The sequence below is a fragment of the Pseudomonas sp. NPDC085632 genome (genome assembly GCF_044541255.1).
GTDB lineage: Bacteria > Pseudomonadota > Gammaproteobacteria > Pseudomonadales > Pseudomonadaceae > Aquipseudomonas.
On the sequence record NZ_JBITSX010000010.1, the window covers coordinates 131135 to 154776 of the forward strand.

A 23642-nucleotide genomic window follows, 5' to 3' on the forward strand; every position below is an offset into this window, starting at 1 on the left:
AAGTACTTTCCTGCGCTGCATCAACCTGCTCGAGCAGACGCACGCGGGCAAGATTCTGCTCAACAACGAAGAGCTGAAACTGGTGGCGAACAAGGACGGCGCGCTGAAAGCCGCTGATCCGAAACAGCTGCAACGCATGCGTTCGCGCCTGTCGATGGTGTTCCAGCATTTCAACCTGTGGTCGCACATGACCGCGCTGGAAAACATCATGGAAGCGCCGGTGCATGTACTCGGCGTGTCCAAGGCCGAAGCGCGCGAGAAAGCCGAGCACTACCTGAACAAGGTTGGCGTGGCCCATCGTAAAGATGCGTTCCCGGGGCACATGTCCGGTGGTGAGCAGCAGCGTGTGGCGATTGCCCGTGCGCTGGCGATGGAACCTGAGGTGATGCTGTTCGACGAACCGACCTCGGCCCTCGACCCGGAGCTGGTGGGCGACGTGCTGAAAGTCATGCAAGCGCTGGCGCAGGAAGGTCGCACCATGGTCGTGGTAACGCACGAGATGGGCTTTGCCCGTGAAGTGTCGAACCAGTTGGTGTTCCTGCACAAAGGTGTGGTTGAAGAGAGCGGCAACCCGCGCGAAGTGCTGGTCAATCCACAATCGGAACGTCTGCAGCAATTCCTCTCGGGTAGCCTCAAGTAATCGCTGCCGTTATGCACCAAATTAGGTCATGCTTCGCGACCTAGAGATCGACCGAAATTCCCTGTAGGAGCTGCCGCAGGCTGCGATCTTTTGATCTTCAAAAACCAAGATCAAAGGATCGCAGCCTCGTTTCACTCGACAGCTCCTACAGGTGATCTCTGTCAGCCTCATGATTTGTGTTCATTTACGGGCTAGCATTGGCCCATGCCTTCATCACTGTTCCTCGTTTCGGATTGCCCGCCCATGACTGCCCATCGAATTGGTTTCCTGATTTGGCCCAGCACTAAAGCGTTGACGCTGGCGCTGGCGGAGGAAGCCTTGCGTGTTGCTCAGCGTGTGCACCCGGACGTGGTTTACGAGCTGTCGTTCCTGCAGGCCGAGCCACCGGTCGAAGGCGCTTGGCAATTACCCGGTGAAGCCTGGGCCGGCAAGCTCGAAAACTTCCAGAAACTGTTCCTGCTCGCTGACGAGCCGCCGACCACATTGGCGCCGGCACTCAGCAGCGCGCTCAAGCAATTGGTGCGCGCCGGTACGGTCATCGGCGGTCTGTCCGCGGGTGTGTACCCGCTGGCGCAACTCGGTTTGCTCGACGGTTATCGCGCTGCCGTGCACTGGCGCTGGCAGGACGATTTCGCCGAGCGCTTCCCGAAAGTCATCGCCACCAGTCACCTGTTTGACTGGGATCGCGATCGCCTGACCGCGTGCGGTGGCATGTCCGTGCTCGATCTGCTGCTGGCGGTATTGGCTCGCGATCACGGCGCGGAACTGGCCGGTGCGGTTTCGGAAGAACTGGTCGTTGAACGCATCCGCGAAGGCGGCGAGCGTCAGCGTATCCCGTTGCAGAACCGTCTCGGCTCCAGCCATCCGAAGCTCACCCAGGCGGTGTTGCTGATGGAAGCCAACATCGAAGAGCCGCTGACTACTGACGAAATCGCCCAGCACGTGTGCGTATCCCGTCGCCAGTTGGAACGGATCTTCAAGCAATACCTCAACCGTGTGCCGAGCCAGTACTACCTGGAGTTGCGCCTGAACAAGGCCCGGCAGATGTTGATGCAAACCAGCAAGTCGATCATCCAGATCGGCCTGTCGTGTGGCTTCTCCTCGGGGCCGCATTTCTCCAGCGCCTACCGCAACTTCTTCGGTGCCACGCCGCGGGAAGATCGCAACCAGCGGCGCAGCAGCAGCCCGTTCGAATTGTCGTCAGTGCCACCAGAGCGCGGCTAAGCACGGGCCGGCCAACGCTAACCCGTGATCACTGCGCTATTGGTTGTTCGTCCCATCGGAAAAATCAGAATCCCTGAAGTTGTCGAGTTCTTGGTTAAATCTGGCTCGACTATCGCGCTCTTCAAGCAATCGTATTTCATTGGCCACGTTGTAAGTCGTCAGGCTCTGCTGACTCTGCGGGGTTAATGGATTGTTACGGAAGTCATAGACGACCGCTCTGCCGTCAGCAGCCAAAGGCAGTGGCGCAGGAAGTTGGCTAATGGCGTTGTCGGAAAGGTTGGCGTACGTCAGATGCGACATGTCAAAAAGTCCGGTCGGGATGTCGGTCAGTCCGCTGTTGTTCAATCGCAGCGTTTGACAGGCGTCGAGGTTTCTCAGGTCGGGTGTGCGCCCCAGGGGGTTGTGGCTCAAGTCCAGTGTCTGCAGATTTTCCATGGCGGCCAATGCACTCACGTTTGATTCAGTCAGTTGCAGTCGGCAATCGGGCAGTTGCAGGTCGGCCAGATCACTCATGCTGAAGACTGCCTCGGGAATCGCATTGAGTTGATAGTTGCGAATATCGAGTGTCCTGACCTTCGGGAACAGTTCGAGTAATCGCTCAACCCGTGGATGCACATTGGCCGTGCTCGTCAGTGCCAATGCCTGAATCTGCTCGAAACGGCCGCTCAGTTTCGGCAGTTCGCCGGTGAAAGACAGATCAAGCGCAAGGTCGGAGAGCACCAGGCCTACTGGCGCCACACGCAAACGTTTTTCCAGGGCGTCCCTGAACCCGGTGCGCTTGGCATTTTCCTGGTGTATCACCTCATCTGCGTGGTCGCCGCCTGTCATCGGGGCACTTGGAGGCTCGCTCCGCCACGCCTCGAGCTCGCTCAGCAGCGTGGTGAGATCATTCTGGCGACGCTGCAATTCGATACGGCCTTCAGCCATTGTCCCAGGCAGGTCATAGACCAGGCGATTGGCGTCGTCCTCACTGATGTCGGGATACAGCGCTTGCGTCAGGGCAATGTCTGCCTGGTCGGCGGCAACGCCCAGATTCTGATCGCTGCCCTGGTAATAGGTTTTTATCCGGTCTCTGGAGGCGCTGGAAAGTGGGTTGGCCCTCAGGACAACGCCATTCGCAGCAAATCCACTCATGTCTTCCGGCAGTTCCACAATCGCGTTTTCACTCAGGTATGTATTGCGTAGCTGCGGCAATTGACCGATGCCGGCGGGAACCTGAGTGATACCGGTTCGGGTCAGGTCCAGCGACGACAGCGCTCGCAACGCGCTGACATCAGGCACTGTGCCCAAGGGGTTGCCATACAGACTCAAGCTTTTCAAACGACTCAGCGCGGTCAGCGTGTTCTGGCCCGTGGCGTCGAAGACAACACCGCAACCGTTCAGCACCAGTGTTTCCAGGGACGGCATAAGTGTCAGTGCTCGGGGAACGCGACTTAGCGCGAAACCGCGCATATCCAAGGCCTGCAATCCGCTGAAACACGCGAGGAAACTGTCCGGAGCATTCAGTGCTTCGTTGCCCCGGATGGACAAGTGCATGACATGGCCGAAATCGGCGCTCAGTGCTGGCAGTTCACCGGCAAAAGGTGCACGGATATCAAGGGTGTTGAGCCTGAGTTCAGACCTGTCCGGATTTCTGCCGCGCCAGAACTCTTCGAGGCTTTGACTGAACTCTCTCCTCTTGAATTGCTGTTCCATTCGTTCCACTGCGCTCCAAGGGGTGCCGGTCAATGGATCGCGCATCGGCACGCGCTCGGACCAGGTATTCAATTCGCTGATCATCCGACTGATCTCAGCCTCCCAGCGCAGCAGTTGCGCAGTGCCTGCCTGCAGCGTGCCGGGCAAGTGGTAGATCATGTGACAGGCATCTTCGATGTCCATTTCCGGATACAACCTTTGCGCGCTGACCAGGTCGCTGACGTCGGGCATGACGTCAAAGTGTCGTCCATGCTCGACGTAGAAGCTCTTGATGCGCTCGCGAGCGGCCAGAGACAGTGGGTTGCTTGCCAGGTTGACGCCGTCGGCGAGGTCCAGATCGAGGCCGAAAAAAGCCTCGGGCAGATCGCTGATGCGGTTGCTGTTCAACAGGGCGTTTTTCAGGTTGGGATGACCGGCCATTCCATCTGGCAGGGTGGTAATGCCGCTATTGGACAGCAGGAGGTCCCGCAGGGCCGGCAGGGGCTGAAGGTCAGGTGTCGCGGTCAATGGATTGTGGCTCAGATCCAGCAGTTCGAGGTTGCTCAGCGTGGCGAGCAGGGTCTGGTCGGCCTGGCTGAGCGTCACCGCGCAATCTCTCAGTGTGAGTTCCGTCAGGTTCGACAGGTGGGTCACGGTCTGGGGTATTTCACCCAGCGCAAACTGCTGCAGGTCCAATTCCCGCGCGTTGCTGAACAGATCGATGAACGCGCCAGGAGCACCGATGGCGGCGTTGCCTTTGAGCTTCACACCTGAGACATGAGAGAAGTCCGTCGTCAGTCGGGGAAGGTCGCCGAAGAACTTCACGTCGGACTCGAAGTAATCCGCGCGCATGCCTGACTCGATGGACCGGTGACGCCAGAATCGTTCCAGCTGTTGGCCGAATTCGGAGCGCACCGCGTACTGATCAAACAGCTCGATGGCCGTGAGGACCTCACCCGTAATGGGGTGAACGCTGGGAACCTGCGGCGCCCACGCGGTCAGGTCCGCAGTCATCTGATCAAGTTCGGCCCTCCAGGCGACGAGCTGAGCCCGGCTATCGGCCAAGGTGCCGGGCAAGTCATAGATCACATCGCTGGCCTCTTGCTCGTCGAGGGACGGGAACAGTTCGCGCATCTGGGCGATGTCGGTATTTTCGGCTCGGACGTCGAAGTCCAGTCCGGTGCGTCGGTAGTAGGTTTTCACTTTGTTGCGTGTGGCAATCGACAGCGGGTTGTCGGAAAAATCGAAACCATCACTCTGATTGGTGGACAGGTCGAAAACCGCATCGGGAATTTCAGTGATGCGGTTATTGCTGATAATCGCGGTGCGCAGGTTCGGGTGGTTGGCCAGCCCGTCAGGCGCTACGTTGAGGCCGCAGTTTGACAAGTCGAGGTAGGTCAGTTCGGGAAGGAAGTTCAGGTCGGGAAAAGTCCCCAGGGGATTGTTGCTCAGGTCCAGCGTATGCAGGCTGTTGAGGGAAACCAGTGTGGCCTGGTTTTCAGGGGTCAGCACGACGCCGCAATCGTTGAGCTCCAAGGCGCTGAGGCGAGGCATCCTGATCTGTGAAAGCGCAACGGGCTCCAGTTCGAAGGCGTGCAATTCCAGTGTCGCCAGATTCGCAAAACGCTCAATGAACGGGATGACCGCAGTGATGTTTTTATTGCCCGTCAGCGTCAGCCGGGAAACATGATCGAAATTGGCGCTCAAGGCCGGCAGATCGCCGATGAACTCAAGCGTTGCGGTCAGCTCGTTCTCTCTGTAAGCCGCCGATCTGGAGCGCCAGAACTGCTCCAGCCTCTGCCGGAACGCCTCCCGCGCACTGCGCTCCAGCGCTTGCTCATCGAGTGTCAGCGGTCGTCCGAAAATCGGGTCAAGCGCAGGAATCTGCCCGCACCATCCTTCCAGTTCGCTTTGCAGTGCACGGAGCTCAGTCTCCCAATTGGCGAGCTGGGCTCGGCCTTCAGCCAGTGTGCCGGGAAGTCGGTAGAGCATCTCGCTGGCCTGATCGGCATTCAGGTCAGGAAACAGCGTTCTGGCGCGCAGAATATCCCCTGGCTCAGGCCGTACCCCGAAATGTCTGCCTGTGTGGTTATAAAACGTTTTCACCTGCTCTCGTGTGGCGACCGACAACGGGTTTTCGGCAAAACCGAAACCGTCACTGAGCGAGCTGGCGAGGTTGAAAAAGGCGTCCGGAATTTCCGTGATCTGATTGCCCTCGAAATTGCCTGTGATCAGTTGTGGATGATCAAGCAGGTTGTCGGGCAGTCTGGAGAGGCCCGTCCTCATCAGATTGAGGTAACGCAACGAGGGGATCGCGCTGACATCGGGAGCGATACCCAGCGGGTTGCCTCGAAGATCCAGCAGCGAAAGTCTGGGCAATGATGCCAGCACGGCCTGATTGGCAGGCGAGTAGGTGATGCCGCAGTCGCGCAAGATCAACTGGCGCAGTTCCGGCATCGCCGTCAAAGCCTGGGGCAGCGTCGGCAAATGGAGATTTTGCGCGTCCAGATACCACATGCCCGGGAAGTGTTGCATAAACGCCTCTACCGCTCCGGTGTTGGCACTGCCATTGATGGAGAGCATGACGACGTGGCTGAAATCCGCTTCCAGTGCCGGCAGGTCACCGAGTATCGGTTGTGCAATCTGTAACATGTGTCCGGCGGGGCCGCGGGTTTGTCTGCGCCAGCAACGCAAAAGCGCATCTCTGAAGTCGGCACGATTGCGCAGGGCCGACCGGCGTTGGGCGTAGGTCAATGGCAGACCGCTGACCGGGTCGTTGGCGGGCACAGCGATCTCCCAGTTACGCAGGGTTTCACTGAGCCTGCTGTATTCGCTGCGACATCTGGCCAGTTCGGCGTTGAACGCCGCCGTATCATTCTGAAAGGCTGCGACGAAAAGTTGCGCTTCCTGGTTGGACATGCCGCGATAGATCGCTTGCACACGTTCGTGGGGGCTAATGACTGACTGGCCCCTGGTGACCAGGTTGTCCTGGTTTTCTATGCCGAACGCACCGACTTCGCCTGCTTCAAAAAAGTCAGCGTCTTCAAGGCGTCTGGGGTTGTTCAGTCGCTCATTGCCAAAACCCTCCAGGCGCAGCGTGTCGACAGCAGGCTGGCTTATTGGCTCCTCGAACATCACGGTGCGTAGTTCTTCGCGTGGCACCGAGTGCTCGCGGATCGCCGCTTTCAGCGCGTCGCTCTGACCGATCTGCAGGTTCAGATTCCGGCGCTCACTGTCCGGCAGCGCATACAGCAGGCCGGAATGGAAATCCGTGGCCGATTGAAGTTCCTGGCCGCGATCGTCGTAAGGTTGATAGCGACCGTCGTCTCGACGCACCAGTACTTTGTGCGCAGGTGCATCCTCGCGACCGATGCTGTCAAGCACGGTTCCTTCGTAATGCCCTTCGCGTATTTCGATGCGTACATCCCCGCTCCAGCCCGGCAGAAGCTTGAGGCTGTGCAGCGTCAGGGAATCGGAATCGGGGTTGTCCATGGCGCTCAGTTCCAGCCCTTCGTAGGCCCGGGTAACGCGCACTTCCTGACGGGCCAGTTGCATGAGTGCCTGTTGGCGCGGCGGTACTTGTCCCTCGCTGATTTGCATCAGCTCACTGCCGCTGGCGGTGTCGAGCAGTTCGCGGGTGATGCTCGCCGGCAGTGTCGGGTCGTAGTCGATGAGCGTTTGGGCCAGTGGGTCGTCGAGGGTCTGAAGGGCCTGATAGCGCGATTCGAATAGCGAATTGCGGTGGCGTCGGGCGAGATGGGCGAGTTGCTTGCGCAGGGTTTGACTGCGTGCTTGCGGCGAGAACGTCGGCCCGCCGAAAGGTTCTGCGAGCAAGGCTTTGATTTGCTGCTCGTCGAGGGACGCCAGTAGGGTCCTGAGCAGGTCGCCGCCGATCAGGCTGCTTTGATCAAGCTCGGTCAGCGGCAAGGTGTCGTCCGCCGAAGACTGCCAGATCAACTCGCCCTGTCGATCCACCAGGCGCAGACGTTGGCTGCTCGGCCAGCGACCGTGCTGAGTCAAAAGTTGCAGTTGGGTAACGGGATCGGCCCGCCGGTATTCTTCGGCTACGTCGCTATCGAGCTGATCGATCAAACGTTGCAATTGCTGATCAATCTTGAAGCGCTGGATGCTGTCGGCCAGCAGCGGGGGAGGCGTTTGCTGATCGGCGTGCATCTTGCGCACGGCATCTTCGTTGACACCACTGACCCGTAACAGCGCTTCGCGCTCAGTCGGCGAGAGCGACTCGGCTGCAGGGTTGATTCGCTTCAGCGCCGTGTCGGTGTCCCACTCCAGCGGTTGTTCCAGTTCGGTATGCCAGGCGCCGGCGCCATTGTGGCGAACCTTCGGTTGGTAGGCGTCGGGGCGGGTCGGGTGTTCGATGCGGTACTGACCGGGAACCGCGTCTTCGGTCACGGCAAAGTGGGCGTCCTCAAGAGGGAGCAGTTGTTTGCCTTGATGGGCGTGCAGACCCAGTTCGTTGGGTTTTGAATTCGCATCGGGTAGTGCCGTGTGTTGGTAGCGGGTCAGGTCGGGATCCCAGTAGCGTGTCTGACCATTGGCCAGTTGTACTGGCTTGAAGCGGTCGATGAAGGCGACGATTTCTTTGGGCAAGACCTTGCGAAATTCACCCGCGCCAATCGCGCCTCCCGCGCCGAAGATGCCCAGTTGAATCAGCGACTCTACCGTGCTCATCAGGTGCCCGAAGGCTTCCGTGGTGCGGCCTTGTCCCCATTCGATGATGCCCTCGAAGGCTTCATCGAGCATTTGATAAGCCATGTACGCCATCATGGCTTCGCCCAGGACCGGCACGAACGGCGCAACAATCAGCGCGGCGGTCTGGACGATGGTCGAGATGATGTTGCTCACCGAGTCCCAGAACGCCCAGCGCGCTTTTTGGTCTACCACGGCGGTGGGTACGGCGATCACTCGGGCATCATTGAATATCTTGTTGAGTTTCGCTTGATAGAGGTGCTGCCACAGATCGTCATGGAATGCGCTGAGCGTGGTCTGCAGATCCGGCCGCTCGACGTCGCTGGCGCGCCACGTCGGTTGCGAGCTGCCGGACTCCGGCGGATGCCAAATGATCTGGCTCAAGCGGCTGTCGAGGGTGCTGAAGAAAAAACCTCGGTGTTCGTGGTTCACGAATCGGCTGAAAAACTCTTGGTAGTCTTTCGAGCGTAACTGGCGCGTCAGTTCGGCGATCAGCTCGTAAGTCGAGGCGTATTCCTTGAAGGGGTGCTCGGGATCATCGGGGACGTATGCCACCACGCGTGCAGGATCTCGAGATACGTACAGATCAGGCGCAAACACGACGATCCCGGTGAGCGGCGCGCACAGCATCCCCATGTCATGGCACACCACGGGTGCCCCGCTGACATACAGACCTTTCATGCCGTCGAGCATGGCGTCGATCAGGCGAAAATAGCTTTCCGACACATCGCGGTTCATCCGCGCCCATTGCAGGGCCGCTTTCATCGCGGCTTTCTGGCTGTCGTCTATTTTACTGCGCAGCACGGACGCCACCATCGGATCGGTATAACCGAGGTTATCTTCGAGATGAATTTTGTATTGCGCGCCGATATCCAGCTTTCTACACAGCCTGGTGAAGGCAGCAATGCTCAATTTGGCTTTGATGGCCGGCAGGGTCGTGAACTGGCCGGTGGCGGAAGGGCGTGTGATGAAGGTCGAGTCAGCTTCGAAGGCGTCGTCGCGGGTTTCCGCTGCTTCGAAGTTGTGCAGCGCGGCTTCCAGTAACGAGACGGTCCAGGCGCGTGTGCCGGTCCTGATCGAAAACCAGGGGGTAGTCGCGGGGATGTACAGGCGCACAAAGGTGTTGCGCACATCCAGATCCAGGTCGAAGTTTTTTTTCAGTGCCTCTTTGAGCAAGGGTTCGGCAAAGACGCTGGCGTCCTGCAGGCGTTCCAGGCTCTGGTCGACCTTGCTTTGCGCGGTCCAGTGCGCGGCGTTGAGGGCTGTCATCTGCTGATGCTGTTCGGCGGGAGCCGATTGGAGTGAGGTGGACAGACGAGGCAGGCTGCTCTGGAATGCCTGGCGGCGGGTCGATGTCGCGTTGGCGAGCCAGTCGGGCACGGCGTTTGTCAGTGACAGGTAATGATCGTCGTGATGCTGTGTGTCGCTGGCGACGGTCGAGGTCGTCGCAGGGGGTCGCTGAGTCGGGTGCATGGGCCAATCCTTGGCGTTGAAAAGAACGCGCAGCAAATCAGGAAGCGGCCACCCTTGTGCGGTACATATTTATATCTTTGTCGCGGGGTTGAGTTGGTATTCTCTGCAGCCTGCCGCAAATCGGCGGCGCCCGTTAAACTGCGCCTTTGCGACGCTATTTGTCGCATTGCCGTAAACCCGTGGAAATCCGGGGTTTGCGCTATAAGAAGTTGTCGCTTGGCGACAAGGCCGGGCAGAAAACTGTCCTTACAATCCCCCCATCGCTCGCCAGTTTCAGGCGGGTGGCCCTCATCAGGAGACTCCGATGTCCGTTGAGCACGCTGCGGTACAACGCGCCGATTTCGACCAGGTAATGGTTCCCAACTACGCGCCTGCCGCTTTCATTCCGGTGCGTGGCGCCGGTTCCCGCGTCTGGGATCAGGCCGGCCGCGAGCTGATCGACTTCGCCGGCGGGATTGCCGTCAACGTATTGGGCCACGCGCACCCGGCGCTGGTCGGTGCCTTGACCGAGCAAGCGAACAAGCTGTGGCACGTGTCCAACGTGTTTACCAACGAGCCAGCGTTGCGTCTGGCGCACAAGCTGATCGACGCCACATTCGCCGAACGCGTGTTCTTCTGCAACTCCGGCGCCGAAGCCAACGAGGCCGCGTTCAAGCTGGCCCGTCGTGTGGCGTTCGACCGTTTCGGCACTGAGAAGTACGAAATCATTGCGGCGCTGAACAGCTTCCACGGCCGTACCCTGTTCACCGTCAACGTCGGTGGCCAGTCGAAGTACTCCGACGGTTTCGGTCCGAAAATCACTGGTATCACCCACGTGCCGTATAACGACCTGGCCGCGCTGAAAGCGGCGGTTTCAGACAAGACCTGTGCGGTCGTGCTGGAACCGATCCAGGGCGAAGGCGGCGTGCTGCCAGCCGAACTGGCTTACCTGCAAGGTGCCCGTGAACTGTGCGACGCGAACAACGCGCTGCTGGTGTTCGACGAAGTGCAAACCGGCATGGGCCGCAGCGGCAAGCTGTTCGCCTACCAGCATTACGGCGTAACCCCGGACATCCTCACCAGCGCCAAGAGCCTGGGCGGCGGTTTCCCGATCGCGGCGATGCTGACCACCGAAGCGCTGGCCAAACATCTGGTCGTCGGCACTCACGGCACCACCTACGGCGGCAACCCGCTGGCGTGCGCGGTTGCTGAAGCGGTGATCGACGTGATCAACACCCCGGAAGTGCTCAGCGGCGTAAACGCCAAGCATGACAAGTTCAAGGCGCGCCTTGAGCAGATCGGCGAGAAATACGGCCTGTTCACTCAGGTGCGTGGCCTCGGTCTGTTGATCGGTTGCGTGCTGAGCGATGCCTGGAAAGGCAAGGCCAAAGACATCTTCAACGCCGCTGAAAAAGAAGGCCTGATGATTCTGCAAGCCGGTCCGGACGTGATCCGTTTCGCCCCGAGCCTGGTGGTGGAAGACGCCGATATCGATGCCGGTCTGGATCGTTTCGAGCGCGCTGCCGCAGCACTGACGCAAGCCTGATAGACCTTTCGACGCCGGAGCATTCGGGCGTCGAACCCAATTTTTGATGCCGGTGAGATTCATTGTGGGAGCGAGCTTGCTCGCGAAGAGGGAGTTTCAGTCGCCATCTATGCTGACTGATACACCGCTTTCGCGAGCAAGCTCGCTCCCACAGTGTCCGGTGTTTTTTTCTGTGAATTGATAAGAGAAAGGAGTGACACCATGCTGGTGATGCGCCCCGCGCAAATGGCTGATCTGGGCGAGGTACAGCGTCTGGCTGCGGACAGCCCGATTGGTGTCACTTCCTTGCCGGATGACGTGGAACGTCTGAGCGACAAGATCGCTGCGAGCGAAGCTTCGTTCGCTGCTGAAGTGAGCTTCAACGGTGAAGAGAGTTACTTCTTCGTCCTCGAAGATTCCGCTACCGGCAAGCTGGTTGGCTGCTCGGCGATTGTCGCTTCGGCCGGTTACTCGGAACCGTTCTACAGCTTCCGCAACGAGACCTTCGTGCACGCCTCGCGCGAGCTGAAGATCCACAACAAGATCCACGTGCTCTCGCAGTGCCACGACCTGACCGGCAACAGCTTGCTGACCAGTTTCTACGTGCAGCGCGAGCTGGTCGGGTCGCCGTGGTCGGAGCTCAACTCCCGTGGCCGTCTGTTGTTCGTCGCCAGCCACCCGGAGCGTTTCGCTGATTCGGTGGTCACCGAGATCGTCGGTTACAGCGATGAGAACGGCGACTCGCCATTCTGGGACGCGATCGGTCGCAACTTCTTCGACCTCAACTACGCCGAAGCCGAGCGTCTGTGCGGGCTGAAAAGCCGCACGTTCCTCGCCGAACTGATGCCGCATTACCCGATCTACGTGCCGTTGCTGCCGGACTCCGCTCAAGAGGCGATGGGCCAGGTGCACCCGCGTGCACAGATCACCTTCGACATCCTGATGCGCGAAGGCTTCGAGACCGATCACTACATCGATATTTTCGACGGTGGCCCGACCCTGCATGCGCGTGTTTCGGGGATCCGTTCGATCGCCCAGAGCCGCGTGGTGCCAGTGAAGATCGGCGAGCCGGTGAAAGGTGCCGGACGCCAGTATCTGGTGGCCAACGCGCAGTTGCAGGATTACCGCGCGGTGCTGCTGGAGCTGGATTACGCACCGGGCAAACCGGTGACTCTGGATCTGGAAGCGGCCGAAGCCCTGGGCGTCGGTGAAGGTGCCAGCGTGCGCCTGGTGGCGGTTTAACGCCTTAGCGAGTTTCACGGGTGGCGAAGGCGGCCCGTTTGAGGAGATAGCATGATTGTTCGTCCCGTACGCAGCAGCGATTTAGCCGCGCTGATCGACCTGGCCCGCAGCACCGGCACAGGCTTGACCACATTGCCGGCCAACGAAGAACGTCTGGCCCATCGGGTCGGCTGGGCCGAGAAGACCTTTCGCGGCGAAGCCGGCCGTGGCGATGCGGACTACCTGTTCGTGCTCGAAGACGACGACGGCCGCGTAGTGGGGATTTCCGCCATTGCCGGCGCCGTCGGCATGCGTGAGCCTTGGTACAACTTCCGTGTCGGCCTGACCGTCAGCGCTTCGCAAGAGCTGAACATCTATCGCGAGATTCCGACGCTGTTTCTGGCTAACGACCTGACCGGTAATTCCGAGCTGTGCTCGCTGTTCCTGCACGCCGATTATCGCAGTGGCCTCAACGGTCGCATGTTGTCGAAGGCGCGGATGCTGTTCATCGCCGAATTCCCTGAGTTGTTCGGCAACAAGATCATCGCCGAAATGCGCGGTGTCTCCGATGACGCCGGCCGTTCGCCGTTCTGGGAAAGCCTCGGTCGGCACTTCTTCAAAATGGAATTCAGCCAGGCCGATTACCTCACCGGTGTTGGCAACAAGGCGTTCATCGCTGAGCTGATGCCGAAATTTCCGCTGTACACCTGCTTCCTGTCCGAAGGCGCACGTAGCGTCATCGGTCAGGTGCACCCGGACACCGAGCCGGCCCTGGCGATGCTCAAGGGCGAAGGGTTCAGCTATCAGGGTTACGTCGACATCTTCGACGCCGGCCCGGCCATCGAATGCGAAACCGGCAAGATCCGCGCGGTGCGTGACAGTGAAGCGCTGGTGCTGGCCATTGGCACGCCGGGCGATGACGCCACGCCGTTCATCATCCATAACCGCAAGCGCGAAGACTGCCGTATCACCGCTGCACCGGCGCGCCTCGCCGCCGGCACGCTGGTGGTTGACCCGCAGACCGCCAAACGTCTTCAACTCAACGCTGGCGACCAAGTGCGCGCCGTGGCGTTGTCCGCTGCACGGGAGTCGAAATAATGAATTCGCTATACATCGCAGGTGAGTGGCTGGCCGGTCAGGGCGAAGCCTTTCAATCGCTGAACCCGGTGACCCAGCAAGTGCTGTGGTCGGGGGAGGGCGCAACCACCGCCCAGGTTGAATCGGCTGTGCAGGCTGCGCGTCAGGCGTTTCCGGGCTGGGCGCGTCGTACGCTGGAAGAGCGTATCAGTGTGCTTGAGGCTTTCGCCGCCGCGCTGAAAAACCACGCTGACGAACTGGCCCGCACCATTGGTGAGGAGACCGGCAAGCCGCTGTGGGAATCCGCTACTGAAGTGACCAGCATGGTCAACAAGATCGCCATCTCGATACAGAGCTACCGCGAACGTACCGGCGAGAAGAGCGGCCCGTTGGGCGACGCCACCGCCGTATTGCGCCACAAGCCGCATGGTGTGGTCGCGGTGTTCGGCCCTTACAACTTTCCCGGCCATTTGCCGAACGGCCACATCGTGCCGGCGCTGCTGGCCGGTAACAGCGTGCTGTTCAAACCGAGCGAGCTGACCCCGAAAGTCGCCGAACTGACGGTCAAATGCTGGATCGAAGCCGGTCTACCGGCCGGTGTTCTGAACCTGCTGCAAGGTGCTCGCGAAACCGGCATCGCGCTGGCGGCGAACCCGGGTATCGACGGGCTGTTTTTCACCGGTTCGAGCCGTACGGGCAATCATCTGCACCAGCAATTTGCCGGTCGTCCAGACAAGATTCTGGCGCTGGAAATGGGTGGTAACAACCCGCTGGTGGTGGATCAGGTCGCGGATCTGGATGCGGCGGTTTACACGATTATTCAGTCGGCCTTCATTTCTGCCGGTCAGCGTTGCACCTGTGCACGTCGTCTGCTGGTGCCGCAAGGCGCGTGGGGCGACAGCTTGCTCAAGCGACTGGTTGAAGTCAGCGCGACCATCGAGGTCGGCGCATTCGATCAACAACCGGCGCCGTTCATGGGCTCGGTGATTTCCCTCGGCGCGGCGAAAGCGCTGATGGACGCTCAGGAACATCTGCTGGCCAACGGCGCTGTGTCGTTGCTGGAAATGACTCAGCCACAGGCGCAAGCCGCGTTGCTGACCCCGGGCATTGTCGATGTGACGGCGGTGGCCGAGCGTCCGGACGAAGAACTGTTCGGCCCGTTGCTGCAAGTGATTCGCTATGTTGATTTTGAAGCGGCGATCGTTGAAGCCAACAACACCGCTTATGGGCTTGCTGCTGGTTTGCTGTCGGATTCCGAAGCGCGTTATCAGCAGTTCTGGCTGCAAAGCCGTGCCGGCATCGTCAACTGGAACAAACAGCTGACCGGTGCTGCGAGCAGCGCGCCGTTCGGTGGTGTCGGGGCTTCGGGCAACCATCGCGCCAGTGCTTATTACGCGGCGGATTACTGCGCGTACCCGGTGGCGTCGCTGGAAACCCCGAGCCTGACTCTGCCAGCAGCCCTGACACCCGGCCTGAAGATGGCGTGATGCCAATCGCTGGCAAGCCAGCTCCCACAGGGTCGGAGGCGTCCACACATTTTGTGTACGACGCGGTCACTGTGGGAGCTGGCTTGCCAGCGATGGCCGCGCCGCGGTCGCACTGAACAGTTAGTTACTGAAGCCTATAACAACAGATTCTCGTGGAGCCTCGCTGATGAAATCCTATGAAGTCAATTTTGACGGTCTAGTGGGGCCGACCCATAACTACGGTGGTCTGTCCTACGGCAACGTTGCCTCCCAGAGCAACAGCCAGCAATCCTCGAACCCGAAGGAAGCGGCGCTGCAAGGTCTGGCGAAGATGAAAGCGCTGATGGAAATGGGCTTTCAGCAAGGCGTGCTGGCACCGCAGGAACGTCCGGACGTGGCCGCTCTGCGCCGTCTGGGTTTCAGTGGCACCGACGCGCAAGTGATCGAGCGCGCCGCCAAAGAAGCCATGCCGCTGCTGGTCGCCAGTTGCTCGGCGTCGAGCATGTGGGTGGCCAACGCCGCCACGGTCAGCCCGAGTGCCGACACCGCTGACGGTCGCGTGCACTTCACTGCCGCCAACCTCAACTGCAAATATCACCGCAGCATCGAGCACCCGACCACCAGCCGCGTGCTCGGCGCGATGTTTGCCAATCAGCAACACTTCGCTCATCACGCGGCGTTGCCAGCGGTCGCGCAGTTCGGTGACGAAGGCGCAGCCAACCACACGCGTTTCTGCCGTGAGTACGGCGAGGCGGGCGTCGAGTTCTTCGTGTTCGGTCGCAGTGCCTTCGACAACCGTTACCCGGCGCCGCAGAAATACCCGGCACGCCAGACCCTCGAAGCGTCGCAAGCGGTTGCGCGTCTGCACGGTCTGCGTGACGAAGGCGTGGTTTACGCTCAGCAAAACCCGAACGTGATCGATCAGGGCGTGTTCCACAACGACGTGATCGCCGTGGGCAATGGCGAGGTGCTGTTCTATCACGAGGACGCCTTCCTCGACACCGACTCGATGCTGGCCGAACTGCAAAGCAAACTCTCCAAGGTTGGCGGCAACTTCCAGTCCGTGTGTGTGCCGCGTTCGGCGGTCACCGTGGATGACGCGGTCCGTTCCTACTTGTTCAACAGCCAGTTGCTGTCGCGTCCTGACGGTTCGATGCTGCTGATCGTGCCGCAAGAGTGCCAGGCCAACGAGCGCGTTTGGGCTTACCTGCAAAGCCTGACCAGCTCCGGCGGTCTGATCCGCGAAGTGAAAGTCTTCGATCTCAAGCAAAGCATGCAGAACGGCGGTGGCCCGGCGTGCCTGCGACTGCGCGTCGCGCTTAACGAAACCGAACTGGCGGCGGTCAACCCAGGGGTTATCATGACGCCACCGTTGTACGGTTCCTTGACCGCATGGGTTGAAAAGCACTATCGCGACCGCCTGAGCGAAACCGATCTGGCGGATCCGCAATTGCTGCTTGAATGCCGGACGGCACTGGATGAACTGACGCAAATCCTTAAACTGGGCGCGGTTTATCCATTCCAGATCAATTGATGGCCGGCGCGTCGCCCGAACGCGGCGCGCGGCTTGTCTCACCTAGAGAGTAAAAAACATGAGCGATTCCCTGCAGCTGATCCTTGAAGACACCGACGGCACGCAACTGGAGACCTCCTGCACCCGCGTCGCGGTCATGTGGCAAGGCAAAGAGCTGTGGATTCAGCAGGACGGCCGTGGCCAGCTGCTGATCGGCGTGGACGTAGAAGAAGGTGACGCCGAGTACGCCAACCTGCTGCTGCGCCCATTGGCGACTAATCTGGTAAGTCTGCAACTGGAAATGGAACCGGCTGACGTCGGCGACGACGAAGACCACGTGCACGGCCCGGATTGCAACCACGACCACTAAGGAAACCGCTCTATGCTCGCCCTCGGCAAACTGCTTGAACTGACCCTCGCCGGCCGCGAACCGGCGGAGAAGACTCAACTGACTGTCGAAGGCGTGCGCATGCGCTGGTTGAGCGAAGGTGCGCTGGAAGTCCGGCCACCGCAAGCGCGCGACAATGGCCTGGACCTTCTGCTCTCGGCAGGCATCCACGGCAACGAAACAGCGCCGATCGAGTTGCTTGACCGGCTGCTGCACGGCATCGCTCGCGGCGATTTGAAGCCGCGCGCACGCATTCTGTTCCTGTTCGGCAACCCGGAAGCGATTCGCAAAGGCGAGCGCTTCGTCGAGCAGGACGTCAATCGGTTGTTCAACGGCCGTCATGAACAAAGCAGTGGTAGCGAAGCGCTGCGCGCCTGTGAGCTGGAGCGTCTGGCGGCGAGTTTCTTCAGTCTGCCTGATCGTCAGCGGCTGCACTATGACCTGCACACGGCGATTCGCGGTTCGAAGATCGAACAGTTCGCGCTGTATCCGTGGAAGGAAGGTCGTCAGCATTCCCGTGTTGAGCTGGCGCGTTTGCGTGCTGCCGGCATGGAAGCGGTGCTGTTGCAGAACAAGCCTTCAATCGTGTTCAGCTCGTACACCTACGACAAGCTCGGTGCCGAATCTTTCACGCTGGAGTTGGGCAAGGCGCGGCCATTCGGGCAGAACGACGGGGTTAACGTCTCACTGCTGGAAACTCGTTTGAAGCAGATTATCGAAGGCACTGAGCCGGAGATGGCTGAAGCGCAGCTGGATGGTTTGCAACTGTTCAGTGTGGCGCGTGAAATCATCAAGCACAGCGATGCGTTTCGCTTGAACCTGCCGCAGGACATCGAGAACTTTTCCGAATTGGAGATGGGCTACGTGCTGGCCGAAGATCTGGCCAATACCCGCTGGATCATCGAAGAGCAGGGCGCGCGGATCATCTTCCCCAATCCCAAAGTCAAGAACGGCCTGCGCGCGGGCATCCTGATCGTCCCGACCACCGACGAAAACCTCGCCTGACAGCGATCTCTAAACCGGCACAAAACCAATGTGGGAGCGAGCCTGCTCGCGAAAGCGGTCTATCAGTCAACGTATCATCGACTGGCAGTCCCTCTTCGCGAGCAGGCTCGCTCCCACATTTGATTTGAGTGAGGTCAAAACCTCACTCGGCGTCAGACCGCTACAGCATGCGGCTCGGTGCGGCGCAGTGCGCGAACCTTGCGCAGCGTATCTGCGCAAGTGCGCGCCGCTTCCTGGCCCTTGTGCACAAAGTGCTCGAAGAAGAACTTCTGATGTTCGTCGCCCGCATGGAAGTGATGCGGCGTCAGCGACACCGAGAACACCGGCACTTCGGTTTCCAGCTGCACTTGCATCAGGCCGCTGACCACCGATTGGGCAACGAACTCGTGACGATAGATGCCGCCGTCGACGACCAGGGCTGCGGCGACGATGCCGGCATAACGACCGGTCTTGGCCAGCAACTTGGCGTGCAGGGGCATTTCAAAGGCGCCGCCGACTTCGAAGATATCGATGTCCGATTCCTGATAACCCAGGGCAATCATTTCGGCGACGAAACCTTTACGGCTCTGGTCGACGATTTCCTTGTGCCAGCAGGCCTGGATGAACGCGACGCGCTCGCCGTGCGGGTGTTTGCTTTTGCTGTCGATAGCGGTGGGTTGCATGTTCTGACTCCTGTTTGTGTGAAAAACAGGGCGTTATGAATCGAAAGGGATTCAAGGGTGCGCACACGCACACATCGCGCGGACGGCCCTTTGGCGTTAATCCCGTTCTCTCTTCATCCGGACTATGACCGTCGGCCCCGGAATCACACCGGGTCTGCTGACCTTGCCGCCGATCTCAACCGAAGTCGTGTCCGTCGCCAAGCGCTCGCGGGCTATGCGCATTGCGCGCAATTACCGCCGGTGGGGAATTGCACCCCGCCCTGAGAACGTTTTTGCCGCCCTTTCTCGGGCGGCGCAGCGTTTTTAACACAGATTGTGTGTCTGTGCATTGCGCCTTTCTGATGATTGTCATCGAATTTTTTGCAGGCTCGAAACGACTTTTCCTTGCGCAAGGCTTGATTAATCAACGCGATGACCGCAGTAATTCCACTTCGTAAAGGGATTTCCCCTGCTGATTAGAGGCCAGGTTCATGAGCGTTATCGATCTTCGCAGCGACACCGTCACCCAACCGACTCCCGCCATGCTCGACGCGATGACCGCGGCGGACACCGGTGACGATGTGTACGGCGAAGATCCGACGGTCAATCGTCTGGAAGCCGAACTGGCCAAGCGACTGGGTTTTGCCGCCGCTTTGTTCGTGCCGACCGGCACCATGAGCAATCTGCTGGGGTTGATGGCGCACTGCGAGCGCGGCGACGAATACATCGTTGGTCAGCAGGCGCATACCTACAATTACGAGGGCGGTGGCGCAGCGGTGCTCGGTTCGATCCAGCCACAGCCGCTGGAAGTGCAGGCTGACGGATCGCTGGATCTGGATCAGGTCGCGGCGGCGATCAAACCTGACGACTTCCATTTCGCCCGAACTCGTTTGCTGGCGCTGGAAAACACCATGCAGGGCAAAGTCCTGCCGCTGGAGTATCTGGCTCGCGCCCGCCGCTTCACTCAGGACAAAGGCTTGCAACTGCATCTCGACGGCGCGCGCCTGTACAACGCGGCGGTCAAGCTGGATGTCGATGCGCGCGAAATCACCCAATATTTCGATTCGGTATCGGTGTGCCTGTCCAAAGGACTTGGCGCGCCGGTGGGGTCGGTGTTGTGTGGTTCTGAGCAACTGATCGGCAAGGCGCGCCGTCTGCGCAAAATGGTTGGCGGCGGCATGCGTCAGGCCGGACTGCTGGCGGCTGCGGGCCTGTATGCGCTGGATCATAACGTCGAGCGTCTGGCGGACGACCACGCCAACGCGCAATTGCTTGCCGATGGCTTGCGTGAAGCAGGTTTCATCGTCGAACCGGTGCAAACCAACATGGTTTATGCGCAAATGGGCGAAAAAGCCGAAGCGATCAAGGCGTTTGCCGCCGAACGCGGGATCAAGTTGAGCGCCGCCGCGCGTCTGCGTATGGTCACGCACATGGACGTCAACCGCTCGCAAATCGAGCAAGTGATCGCGACATTCGTCGAGTTTTCGCGCAAGTGACAGCGTTAGCCGTCCAATTGACCGTTTCTATCGTATAAACACGCTGTACCCCGCGCGCAGGGCCGATATAATGCGGCCCTTTGCCGTCGCTTCGTCTGTTGACGTTTCGAACAGGCCTTTGGCCGCAGCCTCCGAGGAAGAACCTAATGAAAAGCGCAGAAATCCGTGAAGCCTTCCTTCGCTTCTTCGAAGAGCAAGGCCACACCCGTGTAGCCTCCAGCTCTTTGATTCCGGGCAACGACCCAACCCTGCTGTTCACTAACGCGGGGATGAACCAGTTCAAGGACTGCTTCCTGGGCCAGGAAAAGCGTGCGTACACCCGCGCGACCAGCAGCCAGAAGTGCGTGCGTGCCGGTGGCAAGAACAGCGACCTGGAAAACGTCGGTTATACCGCTCGTCACCACACGTTCTTCGAAATGCTCGGTAACTTCAGCTTCGGTGACTATTTCAAGAAGGACGCGATTACCTACGCATGGACCTTCCTGACCGGCGTTCTGCAACTGCCGAAGGAAAAACTCTGGGTCACCGTCTACGCCTCCGACGACGAAGCGTATGACATTTGGACCAAAGAGATCGGTGTGCCGGTCGAACGCATGATTCGCATCGGCGACAATAAAGGCGCGCCGTACGCTTCCGACAACTTCTGGACCATGGGCGATACCGGCCCGTGCGGCCCGTGCACCGAGATTTTCTACGATCACGGCGACCACATCTGGGGTGGCCCACCGGGCTCGCCGGAAGAAGATGGCGACCGTTACATCGAGATCTGGAACAACGTGTTCATGCAGTTCAACCGCACCGCCGATGGCGTCTTGCATCCGTTGCCAGCGCCGTCGGTCGACACCGGCATGGGCCTGGAGCGGATCAGTGCGGTGATGCAGCACGTCAACTCCAACTACGACATCGACCTGTTCAAGAACCTGCTGAAAGCTTCGGCTGAGGCAATCGGTTGCGAAAACGGCGATCAGTCCTCGCTGAAAGTAGTGTCCGACCACATCCGTTCGTGCGGCTTCCTGATCGCCGACGGCGTGCTGCCGTCCAACGAAGGTCGCGGTTATGTGCTGCGCCGGATCATCCGTCGCGCCTGCCGTCACGGTAACAAACTGGGCGCCACTGGCAGCTTCTTCTACAAGATCGTCGCGGCACTGGTCGCCGAGATGGGCGAAGCCTTCCCGGAACTGAAGAAGCAGCAGAGCAACATCGAACGCGTGCTCAAGGCTGAAGAAGAGCAGTTCTCCAAGACTCTGGAGCACGGCCTGAAGATTCTCGAGCAGGACCTGCTGGAACTCAAAGGCACCGTGGTGCCGGGCGACGTGGTGTTCAAACTCTACGACACCTATGGTTTCCCGATGGACCTGACCGCTGACATCGCCCGCGAGCGCAGCCTGACGGTCGACGAAGCCGGTTTCGAGCGTGAGATGGAAGCCCAGCGTGTTCGTGCGCGTTCGGCCAGCTCGTTCGGTCTGGACTACAACACCCTGGTCAAGGTTGATGTGGCCACCGAGTTCACCGGTTACAAAGACACCAGCGGTTCGGCGAAAATCGTCGCTATCTATAAAGACGGTCAGTCGGTCGACGTCTTGAATGAAGGCGAAGAGGCAGTGATTGTTCTCAACCAGACGCCGTTCTACGCTGAATCCGGCGGCCAGATTGGCGACTGCGGTTATCTTCAGGCGGGCAGCGCACGTTTCGACGTACGCGACACCACCAAGACCGGCGGCGCGTTCCTGCACCACGGCGTTTTGGATTCGGGCAGCCTGACTATCGGCGCGCCAGTGGAAACCCATGTGGATGCCGAGGTGCGTCACGCCACTTCGCTGAACCACTCGGCCACCCACTTGCTGCACGCGGCATTGCGTCAGGTACTGGGTGAGCACGTTCAGCAGAAAGGTTCGTTGGTGGATAGCCAGCGTCTGCGTTTCGACTTCAGCCACTTTGAAGCGATCAAGCCTGAGCAAATCAAAGCACTGGAAGATATCGTCAACGCCGAGATTCGCAAGAACTCCGCCGTTGAAACCGAAGAAACCGACATCGAAACCGCGAAGAACAAAGGCGCGATGGCGCTGTTCGGCGAGAAGTACGGTGACAACGTGCGCGTGCTGAGCATGGGCGGTGATTTCTCCGTCGAACTGTGCGGCGGTATCCACGCCGAGCGTACCGGCGACATCGGCCTGCTGAAAATCATCAGCGAAGGCGGTGTGGCTTCGGGCGTGCGTCGTATTGAAGCCGTTACCGGTGCTGCGGCACTGGCGTACTTGAATGCAGCAGAAGAACAACTCAAGGAAGCGGCCAGCCTGGTCAAGGGCAGCCGCGACAACCTGATCGACAAGCTGTCGGCTGTGCTGGAGCGCAATCGCCAACTGGAGAAGCAACTCGAGCAGTTGCAAGCCAAGGCGGCCAGCGCTGCGGGTGACGATCTGTCGAACTCGGCACTGGACGTCAAAGGCGTGAAGGTTCTGGCCGCACGTCTGGATGGTCAGGACGCCAAGGCGCTGCTGGCGCTGGTTGATCAGTTGAAGAACAAACTCGGCCGCGCAGTGATCCTGCTCGGCAGTGTCCATGAGGAAAAGGTCGTTCTGGTTGCAGGCGTAACCAAAGACCTGACTGGCCAACTCAAAGCCGGTGATTTGATGAAACAGGCTGCTGCGGCAGTGGGCGGGAAGGGCGGTGGTCGTCCGGACATGGCGCAGGGCGGCGGTGTTGATGCCGGCGCGCTGGATGGCGCATTGGCGCTGACCGTTCCATTCGTCGAGCAGGGTTTATAAGACGGTCCGCCGGGTTCGCAGTCTAGTGGTGAACCCGGCGGCTGTTCGAGTGATTATTGGGCGCCCTTCATGGGCAGAGGCGGCTTTGAAATGGCTTTGATCGTACAGAAATTTGGAGGCACCTCGGTCGGTACCGTCGAGAGAATCGAGCAGGTCGCCGACAAGGTTAAGAAATTCCGCGATGCCGGCGATGACCTGGTGGTTGTGCTGTCTGCAATGAGCGGCGAAACCAACCGTCTGATCGATCTGGCCAAGCAAATCAGTGGCGACACGCAACCGGTTCCGCGTGAACTGGACGTGATCGTTTCCACCGGTGAGCAGGTGACGATTGCCCTGTTGGCCATGGCGCTGATCAAGCGCGGTGTGCCGGCGGTGTCGTACACCGGTAATCAGGTGCGGATCCTGACCGACAGTGCGCACAATAAAGCGCGTATCTTGCAGATTGATGACCAGAAGATTCGCGGTGATCTGAAAGCAGGTCGCGTGGTGGTTGTCGCTGGTTTCCAGGGCGTCGACGAGCACGGCAACATTACCACCCTCGGTCGTGGCGGTTCCGACACGACCGGCGTGGCTTTGGCTGCCGCGTTGAAGGCTGACGAATGCCAGATCTACACCGACGTTGATGGTGTTTACACCACTGACCCGCGCGTTGTTCCGGTCGCTCAGCGTCTGGACAAGATCACCTTCGAAGAAATGCTGGAAATGGCCAGCCTCGGTTCCAAGGTGTTGCAGATCCGTGCCGTGGAATTCGCCGGCAAGTACAACGTACCGCTGCGCGTACTGCACAGCTTCAAGGAGGGTCCGGGCACCCTCCTTACTCTTGAGGAACAGGAAACCATGGACCA

At 59.8% G+C, this 23642-nt stretch carries 13 protein-coding genes, 1 pseudogene and 1 riboswitch; of the genes and pseudogenes, 12 read left to right on the top strand and 2 right to left on the bottom strand.

From position 1 onward, the window contains the following. Positions 1–640 (top strand): annotated as a pseudogene (locus tag ACIF4X_RS10740) (ABC transporter ATP-binding protein); the annotation flags it as partial. 243 nt (positions 641–883) lie between these two features. Beyond that, positions 884–1864, top strand: coding sequence for a transcriptional regulator ArgR (argR, locus tag ACIF4X_RS10745; RefSeq protein WP_397482087.1), 981 nt, complete (start codon positions 884–886; stop codon positions 1862–1864). Positions 1865–1900: 36 nt separating this feature from the next. Here the strand turns inward: argR and ACIF4X_RS10750 are convergent, their stop codons facing one another. Beyond that, positions 1901–9721, bottom strand: coding sequence for a dermonecrotic toxin domain-containing protein (locus ACIF4X_RS10750; protein ID WP_397482088.1), 7821 nt, complete (start codon positions 9719–9721; stop codon positions 1901–1903). A gap of 304 nt (positions 9722–10025) precedes the next feature. Here ACIF4X_RS10750 and ACIF4X_RS10755 point away from each other — a divergent pair, with 304 nt between their 5' ends. The 7 genes from ACIF4X_RS10755 (at position 10026) to astE (ending at position 17895) form a co-directional block, all read left to right on the top strand. Next, the gene (locus ACIF4X_RS10755) at positions 10026–11246 is read left to right on the top strand and encodes an aspartate aminotransferase family protein (RefSeq protein ID WP_397482089.1); all 1221 of its coding nucleotides are present in this window, start codon (positions 10026–10028) and stop codon (positions 11244–11246) included. Positions 11247–11447: 201 nt separating this feature from the next. Then, the gene (gene aruF, locus ACIF4X_RS10760; protein ID WP_016983955.1) at positions 11448–12467 is read left to right on the top strand and encodes an arginine/ornithine succinyltransferase subunit alpha; all 1020 of its coding nucleotides are present in this window, start codon (positions 11448–11450) and stop codon (positions 12465–12467) included. Positions 12468–12518: 51 nt separating this feature from the next. Next, entirely contained in the window at positions 12519–13544 is a 1026-nt protein-coding gene (astA, locus tag ACIF4X_RS10765) for an arginine N-succinyltransferase (protein ID WP_150707465.1), read from the top strand. Then, positions 13541–15010 carry a succinylglutamate-semialdehyde dehydrogenase gene (gene astD, locus ACIF4X_RS10770; protein WP_397482099.1) on the top strand — a complete coding sequence of 490 codons (1470 nt, stop codon included), beginning with the start codon at positions 13541–13543 and terminating at the stop codon, positions 15008–15010. Before astA ends, astD begins: the two co-directional genes overlap by 4 nt. 166 nt (positions 15011–15176) lie before the next feature. Beyond that, positions 15177–16523 carry an N-succinylarginine dihydrolase gene (gene astB / locus ACIF4X_RS10775; RefSeq protein ID WP_397482090.1) on the top strand — a complete coding sequence of 449 codons (1347 nt, stop codon included), beginning with the start codon at positions 15177–15179 and terminating at the stop codon, positions 16521–16523. A gap of 58 nt (positions 16524–16581) precedes the next feature. Next, entirely contained in the window at positions 16582–16872 is a 291-nt protein-coding gene (locus tag ACIF4X_RS10780) for a hypothetical protein (RefSeq protein WP_007919345.1), read from the top strand. Positions 16873–16884: 12 nt separating this feature from the next. Next, positions 16885–17895, top strand: coding sequence for a succinylglutamate desuccinylase (gene astE / locus ACIF4X_RS10785; protein ID WP_397482091.1), 1011 nt, complete (start codon positions 16885–16887; stop codon positions 17893–17895). A 152-nt stretch (positions 17896–18047) separates the two neighbouring features. Here the strand turns inward: astE and ACIF4X_RS10790 are convergent, their stop codons facing one another. Next, positions 18048–18557 carry a 6,7-dimethyl-8-ribityllumazine synthase gene (locus tag ACIF4X_RS10790; protein ID WP_007919335.1) on the bottom strand — a complete coding sequence of 170 codons (510 nt, stop codon included), beginning with the start codon at positions 18555–18557 and terminating at the stop codon, positions 18048–18050. 100 nt (positions 18558–18657) lie between these two features. After that, a riboswitch (FMN riboswitch) is annotated at positions 18658–18829 on the bottom strand. A 198-nt stretch (positions 18830–19027) separates the two neighbouring features. Between ACIF4X_RS10790 and ltaE the strand changes: the two genes are divergently transcribed. From ltaE to ACIF4X_RS10805, 3 genes are all read left to right on the top strand, one after another. Next, positions 19028–20032 carry a low-specificity L-threonine aldolase gene (gene ltaE / locus ACIF4X_RS10795; protein WP_397482092.1) on the top strand — a complete coding sequence of 335 codons (1005 nt, stop codon included), beginning with the start codon at positions 19028–19030 and terminating at the stop codon, positions 20030–20032. A 146-nt stretch (positions 20033–20178) separates the two neighbouring features. Further along, the gene (alaS, locus tag ACIF4X_RS10800) at positions 20179–22797 is read left to right on the top strand and encodes an alanine--tRNA ligase (protein ID WP_397482093.1); all 2619 of its coding nucleotides are present in this window, start codon (positions 20179–20181) and stop codon (positions 22795–22797) included. Between the two features lie 90 nt (positions 22798–22887). After that, the coding region (locus ACIF4X_RS10805; RefSeq protein WP_397482094.1) for an aspartate kinase at positions 22888–23642 on the top strand (755 nt) is incomplete at its 3' end.

Bases quoted from the DNA above. Each gene is read 5' to 3' on its own strand.
- argR (WP_397482087.1), top strand. From the start codon at position 884: ATGACTGCCCATCGAATTGGTTTCCTGATTTGGCCCAGCACTAAAGCG.
- ACIF4X_RS10750 (WP_397482088.1), bottom strand. From the start codon at position 9,721: ATGCACCCGACTCAGCGACCCCCTGCGACGACCTCGACCGTCGCCAGC.
- ACIF4X_RS10755 (WP_397482089.1), top strand. From the start codon at position 10,026: ATGTCCGTTGAGCACGCTGCGGTACAACGCGCCGATTTCGACCAGGTA.
- aruF (WP_016983955.1), top strand. From the start codon at position 11,448: ATGCTGGTGATGCGCCCCGCGCAAATGGCTGATCTGGGCGAGGTACAG.
- astA (WP_150707465.1), top strand. From the start codon at position 12,519: ATGATTGTTCGTCCCGTACGCAGCAGCGATTTAGCCGCGCTGATCGAC.
- astB (WP_397482090.1), top strand. From the start codon at position 15,177: ATGAAATCCTATGAAGTCAATTTTGACGGTCTAGTGGGGCCGACCCAT.
- ACIF4X_RS10780 (WP_007919345.1), top strand. From the start codon at position 16,582: ATGAGCGATTCCCTGCAGCTGATCCTTGAAGACACCGACGGCACGCAA.
- astE (WP_397482091.1), top strand. From the start codon at position 16,885: ATGCTCGCCCTCGGCAAACTGCTTGAACTGACCCTCGCCGGCCGCGAA.
- ACIF4X_RS10790 (WP_007919335.1), bottom strand. From the start codon at position 18,557: ATGCAACCCACCGCTATCGACAGCAAAAGCAAACACCCGCACGGCGAG.
- ltaE (WP_397482092.1), top strand. From the start codon at position 19,028: ATGAGCGTTATCGATCTTCGCAGCGACACCGTCACCCAACCGACTCCC.
- alaS (WP_397482093.1), top strand. From the start codon at position 20,179: ATGAAAAGCGCAGAAATCCGTGAAGCCTTCCTTCGCTTCTTCGAAGAG.